3 protein-coding genes are annotated in these 6,023 nt (G+C 45.1%); all 3 read left to right on the top strand.

Features of this window, described 5'->3' with window-relative positions; translation table 11 throughout:
• The first annotated feature begins 135 nt into the window (after window positions 1-135).
• Window positions 136-609 (top strand): SGNH/GDSL hydrolase family protein, encoded by a 474-nt coding sequence (locus HCR01_RS36515; RefSeq protein ID WP_193200783.1) that lies wholly within the window; start codon window positions 136-138, stop codon window positions 607-609.
• Window positions 606-1,190, top strand: a complete 585-nt coding sequence (locus HCR01_RS41020) for an SGNH/GDSL hydrolase family protein (protein ID WP_413774014.1) — start codon at window positions 606-608, stop codon at window positions 1,188-1,190. The genes HCR01_RS36515 and HCR01_RS41020 overlap by 4 nt, the downstream gene beginning before the upstream one ends.
• Window positions 1,191-1,383: 193 nt before the next feature.
• Entirely contained in the window at window positions 1,384-5,811 is a 4,428-nt protein-coding gene (locus HCR01_RS36520) for a nitric oxide synthase oxygenase (RefSeq protein ID WP_193200784.1), read from the top strand.
• Window positions 5,812-6,023: the final 212 nt, after the last annotated feature.

Genomic DNA, 6,023 nt, shown 5'->3' on the forward strand with positions numbered 1-6,023 from the left:
TACTTCGATTATTCTTCCCATAACAGGAACAGAGACTTTAAAAACCTCACTCCTTACAAGGGAATGGGTCTAGGTTATTAGAAGCACAGGTGACACTAAGAACATAATTTTGGATATGGGGAAACGCATTTATCTATGCTGAGAAATATTACTTTGAAGACATTTGCTACTGCCGCAGTAAGTAGTGCAGCTTTCTTGTGTGCAAGTATTAATAACGCTACTGCCGCTTCTTTCAACTCCATTTCCCGTATTTATGCTTTTGGTGATAGCTATTCAGATAATGGGGCAGCACTTGAAATTACAGCAGCAGCAGTCAAAGCTGGAGTGCCTGGAGCATTTATATTTCCCCGATTGGATGTATATGACTCTGAAGGTCGATGGACAAATAATCCCGGATTAACATCAATTGAGGTACTGGCAAAACAAGAAAAATTACAGTTAACCAATTATGCTGTAGGTGGTGCAAAAAGCGGCAATGGCAATTTAAGTACTTGGCTCGATCAATATCAAAATACAGGTTTATTCGGTCAAATCGAACAATATAAAACAGAAGTTAATCGCGTGGCAGATTCTAAGGGGTTATACTTCATTTTTATATCTTATCTATAAATGACTTATTAGAAAGATTTTTTAATAATCAGACTGGTTCCGTCGATGCATTAGCTGATGCTGCTGTTAACAATATTGCTTCTGGAATATCACAACTTGCAGCGCTAGGGGCAGAACAGTTTTTTGTCGTAAATTCTACAGATTTAGCTGCATTACCGCTTTTTGAGCAATACTCACAACAGGCAGCTAAGTTTAGAGATGTTATCAATCAAAGCCTTCCCGGTCAACTCGATACCCTGAATAAGCAATTAGGTGTTGAAGTTGCACTATATGACCATGTTGCAATTAGCAACAAAATTCGCTCCACCCCAGCGGCGTATGGTCTTACTAATATAAATGATGCCTGCGAACTTTTATACACTACTGCTGGATTAGAGCCTGGTTGTTCAACACCTGATAATTATTATTACTACGACGAGATTCATCCCACTCGTCGTGTACATCAGATTATTGGTGAAGATATGTCCAATTTCTTAGAGACACAAAAAACAAAAACTGTTCCGGAACCATCAACTGTTATGGCTTCGATATCTTGTATAGGTATAGCAATTTTACTACGGCGTAAAGTTCATAGTAGCTAAAAATATCACCGTGCCAACTAGCAGGAGTGCTAAAATCGAATCACCAACAGTAGCTTCAATAACAAAAAATTTCCGCAGTGATCGCTCAGAATTGGAAACTTTAATGAAGAATCACTAGATAAAACTTTACCTAATGTACTATTCTTTATCCTAATTAAGCGAAATTCTCTGTATTATTCCAAAATCCAACACCATGCTCGACACGCAACACATTATCTACTTAACCGAAATTTCTGCTATCGGTACTCCAGATACCAAACACTATAAGTATAAATGTCGAGTGCAGATGGTATCGAATGAAGGTGAAACCCTGTTGCAACGAGATTTGTTTGCTCGGATGCAGCCAAGCTGGTTAGTGGAGTTGAAAAACAAAGGGGATTGCACAATCGCCATTACTTTTTGTTGTCGGGAAGGAGATATCAGCCAACCCTGGCAGGATGTGGACACCGTGACGTTTGCGACGCAAGATTGCCTGAATGGAGAACGTAACGCTGACCTAGAGTTTCCAATTACAACCTGGGAATATGCACCCCAGCTTAAGCTGAAAGCGCGTTTGACCCAAGGCTTCAGTGAAGGCAACAGCAGCGCAGTCACGCTGTTTGGTAACTCAAATGGAGCGCGACGGGTACGGGGTCAAGATAATGGCAAAGTTGAAGTTGAGCTTCCCCAAGCGATTTCTCTAACGCCATCTGAAGAAGTGATCGTCAAGGATGTGTGGAACAAGCTACGGGCGTGGAAAGAACTTCAGATGGAGAAATTTCTGAAGCGGCTGCTGTTAGAGTCACCGGAACTAGAGTACTTATTTGGGGAAGCGATTGACAGTACCAGCGACTTCTTTTATGAGTTGTTTGACTGTGCCATCCATCAACTACAACCGGAAACGCAAGTGGTGGTGGGTGAACCGTTAATGGGGGTGCCACCGGAAAAAGGGGACAGCTTTGATACGGTTGAAGACTATGGCAAATTATTTGCGGATATAGGAATGTGCCCAGAGCATTGGGTGAAGGCGCGGCAGGTATGGATGTGGATGTTGCCTTCAATCCCGTATTTGGAAGAGTACGATCGCGAGGATTTACAACAAGGCGCAAACTCGGCTCTTTACAAATTTTTTAATACATACATTATTTTGCCGATGGCAGCGGCAGTCCGGCGTTACAATGAAGCCCTGCCGCCAGAAATACTGCAAAAAATGGCAGAGTCCTGGTCAGTATTTAGCCAGAACAAGCAGAAAATGGGTATGGAATTTTACCAAATTTTATTTGAAAAATACCCATTTGTGCTGCCATTTTTTGGACGGGCAGATATGAATTACTTGTCGCTGCACCTGTTTCAAGCATTGGAATTTTTGGTGCGTTGCCTACAAAGTGGCAGCAGCGATGAAATCTTACGAGAATTGCGGATTTTAGGACAGGTGCATAGCTTTGCTAATGTCCCAACCTGCGCCTATCCAGCAATCGGCGAGACGATGTTTGCCCTGTTTGAGCGGTATGTGCCTAACCTGACTCCAGAACTACAACAGGGATGGGCGACCTTGCTTGAGCGCGTGATCAACGTGGTCAAATTACCAATGCTGAATCAAGAGCGATTGCTGAAAAAAGCGAAACAGTTCCTCGATCTAATTTCATCGGAACAAGCATGGGAACCGGAGGAAAAAGAGCGACGCTGGAAAGAAATTCAACAGGAGGTTCGCGCGACGGGAACCTATACTCACACCTATGAAGAACTGGCGTATGGAGCGCAAGTGGCATGGCGTAATGCCTCCAAGTGTGTGGGGCGGATTGCCTGGAACAATATGGTGATTCGCGATCGCCGTCATGTCAGCGACCCCGATGAAATGTTCCGCGAACTTCAGGAACACGTTCAGTTTGCGACCAATGGTGGCAATTTGCAGATTACAATGACTGTCTTTCGTCCTCAGCAGCCGAAGGAGCGGTGGGGGCCGCGTATATGGAATTCTCAACTCTATCGTTATGCTGCGTATGAGATGCCTGATGGTAGCATTCTCGGCGATCCGGCTAACCTGGCACTGACCAACGCCATCATCAAAAAAATGGGCTGGCAACCGCCCGAACCGCGCAACGCCTATGACATTTTGCCCCTAGTGATCGAGGTTCCCGGTCAGGAGCCAAGGATGTATCACTGGCAGCCCGAAGAAGTACTGGAAGTGCCAATCGAACATCCGACGATTCCAGAATTTAGAGACATGGGAATGCGCTGGTATGCCATTCCGGCGATTAGTAATTTCTCCGTTCACATTGGTGGTATCCACTACGGCTGCATCCCTTTCAATGGCTGGTACATGGACACCGAAATCATGCGCGATTTCCTAGATGAGTACCGCTACAACAAAATGGAGGAAATCGCCCAAGTCCTGAAGCTGGATACCAGTTCTGAGCAAACCCTATGGCGCGATCGCGTTGCTCTAGAACTCAACATTGCCATACTGCATTCCTTCCAAAAAGCAAAAGTGACAATGGTCGATCATCAAACTGCCTCGCGCCAATTCCTCACCCACGATCTACGGGAGAAGAAAGCGGGGCGGGAATGTCCGGGCGACTGGGGTTGGGTTGTTCCTGCTATAGGTGGTAGTACCTGTCCCGTATGGCATCACCAGATGCGGGACTTTTACCTGGAACCTGCCTATCACCATGCCGCCGATCGCTGGGACGTGGAAAATGGCATTGATTTAGAGCAATTCATGGCGGCAACAGATGAAGATAGCAATAAGCGCGATCGAATCTTAATTCTCTATGCTTCTGAAACGGGAACTGCTGAAGGGTTTGCCCGCAAAGCGGCCCGTCAGTTACAGCAATTCTGTCCGAAAGTAATGGCGCTAGATGAATATCCCGTTGATTTCCTTGCTTGTGAAAAACTGCTGCTGATTATCACCTCCACTTTCGGCAACGGTGAAATGCCAAGTAACGGCAAGCAATTTCTCCAACGGCTAAAACAACTGCCTGCAAATTCCTTAAATAGCTTAAACTATTCTGTTTTAGGGATTGGCAGCACTGTATACGAATACTTTTGTGCAGCTGGCATGGCAGTCGATAAGGCACTGGCCAAGGCAGGTGCAAATTGTGTTGTACCACTACAAAAAGGTGATGAAATTAAGGGACAAGCCGATACTTTCAAAGAATGGTTAGGACTGATTTCTCGTGTGTTGGGTGCAGATAAGACATCTGGTGATGCCACAACTGCCGTTACTCCCAAACTAACTGTGAAATTTTTAAGTGCAGCAGAAGCCGCAACCGTTACCCCTGTAGCCGTCAGCAGCGATAGAGGCATTGAAGTACCGTTAGTTGCCAATGATGAATTACTCAAAGAAGTGATTCCTGGCAGCCGCTCCACTCGCTATCTCGTATTCGATATCTCTGGTACAAATTTAGAATATGAAACAGGCGATCACGTTGCCGTACATCCTTGCAATCCCCCAGAACTGGTGAATCGTTTATGTCAGCGAATGAGTGTTACTCCTGATGTCTACTTGACTGCTGAATATACTACACCTGATGGAATAACTAAAGACCAGCCACCTATTGCAGTGCCTACAACTGTTGGTCATCTGTTGTTTGAAGAACTCGATTTGTCCTTGCGGGAACCGTTGAACGATTTACTCGCTTATCTGCACGCATCTGCACAAAATCCCCAAGACAAGCAACGTTTGGAAACTTGGTTAGAAATTCTCCGCCAAGGAGAGGATCATCCCGACAGTATTACGTTCAAGAAAACGATTACAGACAACTTCATGAGTGTTGTTGATCTGTTTGATGAATTTCTCTCTGCCCCCATCACCATAGAAGCCTTGCTGGAACTGCTGCCGAAGCAAAAGCCACGGCTTTACTCCATTTCCTCGTGTTCGCTACTGCATCCCCAACAAATTCAAATTACGGTAGGCGTGTTGCAAATTCAAACTGACGCAGGTAAAGTGCGTCAAGGGCTTTGCTCCAATTACCTAGCTGGACTGGAAGTTGGCTCAAAAGTTCGGATTGGTGTTCGCACCTCTGGCTTCCGCCCCCCAGCCGAGCCACTTTCCCCGATGCTGATGGTAGGGCCAGGTACAGGAGTATCACCGCTAATTGCTTTCCTGCAATATCGTGAAGCTTTACAGAATCAGGGAACACAGCTAGGAGATGCTTGTCTGTACTTTGGCTGTCGCAATCAGAGTGATTTTCTATATGGCGAGCAACTGACGAACTGGCAAAATCAAGGGGTGCTAACCAATCTGCAAGTGGCTTTCTCTCGTTTAACTCAGAAGAAAGTCTACGTGCAAGGCTTAATGCAGGAAAATGCACAAGCATTATGGCAGTTACTGTGTCATCCGCAATGTCATTACTATGTCTGCGGTGACGCGAAGATGGCAGATGATGTGTTTGAAGTGTTTATGGCAATCGCCAAAACCGAGGGCAATCTCTCGCACATTGAAACCGTCGAATTTTTCGACAAGATGAAGCAGGAAAAACGTTTCCATACCGATGTCTGGGGTGTGCAGTTGAATTTCAAGCAAGCGATTCAACAAGTACAAAAAGACAACTACTCCAAGGCTGAAAAATGGCTGGAGCGGGTGAAGCAACCAACTGATGAATCGATGATTGCTGAGGAAACTCAAACAATTATGGTTTAATCAAGCGCCCAAATCATGCTAGGAGGTTTTGGCATGAGCTTTCCTTATACTGAAGGCTTAATCGGTATCTATTTTTACTTTACTTGTCGATTTGAAGAGTGAATGCAAGGAGTAGTAACCCACATTCCGCAGGTCTATCAGTTGAGAAGATAATATTTTCTGCAAGGCGCACCAAGAAACTGTAGAATCCATAGTCGTTCATCAGTAAGATT

The sequence above is a fragment of the Nostoc sp. MG11 genome (genome assembly GCF_014904695.1).
GTDB lineage: Bacteria > Cyanobacteriota > Cyanobacteriia > Cyanobacteriales > Nostocaceae > Komarekiella.